Origin of the sequence: Streptomyces sp. SP17BM10, assembly GCF_036322405.1 — a bacterium.
Lineage (GTDB): Bacteria > Actinomycetota > Actinomycetes > Streptomycetales > Streptomycetaceae > Kitasatospora.
Genome location: NZ_JAQYXB010000134.1, coordinates 1 through 1,422, shown reverse-complemented (window position 1 = coordinate 1,422; position 1,422 = coordinate 1). Strand labels below are relative to the sequence as shown.

Below are 1,422 nucleotides of genomic sequence, written 5' to 3'. Positions count from 1 at the left end.
GGTAGGCAAATCCGCCTCACATGTAAGGCTGAGACCTGATGCCGAGCCGATTGTGGTGAAGTGGATGATCCTATGCTGTCGAGAAAAGCCTCTAGCGAGTTTCATGGCGGCCCGTACCCCAAACCGACTCAGGTGGTCAGGTAGAGAATACCGAGGCGTTCGGGTGAACTATGGTTAAGGAACTCGGCAAAATGCCCCCGTAACTTCGGGAGAAGGGGGGCCATTCCTGGTGACGGCTCTTGCAGTCTGAGCTGGGGGTGGCCGCAGAGACCAGCGAGAAGCGACTGTTTACTAAAAACACAGGTCCGTGCGAAGCCGTAAGGCGATGTATACGGACTGACGCCTGCCCGGTGCTGGAACGTTAAGGGGACCGGTTAGCTCTGATTCGTCGGGGCGAAGCTGAGAACTTAAGCGCCAGTAAACGGCGGTGGTAACTATAACCATCCTAAGGTAGCGAAATTCCTTGTCGGGTAAGTTCCGACCTGCACGAATGGCGTAACGACTTCTCGACTGTCTCAACCATAGGCCCGGTGAAATTGCATTACGAGTAAAGATGCTCGTTTCGCGCAGCAGGACGGAAAGACCCCGGGACCTTTACTATAGCTTGATATTGGTGTTCGGTTCGGCTTGTGTAGGATAGGTGGGAGACTGTGAAGCGGCAACGCCAGTTGTCGTGGAGTCGCCGTTGAAATACCACTCTGGTCGTGCTGGATGTCTAACCTGGGTCCGTGATCCGGATCAGGGACAGTGTCTGGTGGGTAGTTTAACTGGGGCGGTTGCCTCCTAAAGGGTAACGGAGGCGCCCAAAGGTTCCCTCAGCCTGGTTGGCAATCAGGTGTTGAGTGTAAGTGCACAAGGGAGCTTGACTGTGAGACTGACGGGTCGAGCAGGTACGAAAGTAGGGACTAGTGATCCGGCGGTGGCTTGTGGAAGCGCCGTCGCTCAACGGATAAAAGGTACCCCGGGGATAACAGGCTGATCTTCCCCAAGAGTCCATATCGACGGGATGGTTTGGCACCTCGATGTCGGCTCGTCGCATCCTGGGGCTGGAGTAGGTCCCAAGGGTTGGGCTGTTCGCCCATTAAAGCGGTACGCGAGCTGGGTTTAGAACGTCGTGAGACAGTTCGGTCCCTATCCGCTGTGCGCGTAGGAGTGTTGAGAAGGGCTGTCCCTAGTACGAGAGGACCGGGACGGACGAACCTCTGGTGTGCCAGTTGTTCTGCCAAGGGCATGGCTGGTTGGCTACGTTCGGGAGGGATAACCGCTGAAAGCATCTAAGCGGGAAGCCTGCTTCGAGATGAGCACTCCCACCTCCTTGAGAGGGTAAGGCTCCCAGTAGACGACTGGGTTGATAGGCCGGATATGGAAGCCCTGTGAGGGGTGGAGTTGACCGGTACTAATAGGCCGAGGGCTTGTCCTCAG

The 1,422-nt window shown here is 56.3% G+C and carries 1 rRNA gene; it reads left to right on the top strand.

Annotation, left to right across the window (positions count from 1 at the left end):
- Positions 1-1,420 (top strand): 23S ribosomal RNA (locus tag PUR71_RS00490); the annotation flags it as partial.
- Positions 1,421-1,422: the final 2 nt, after the last annotated feature.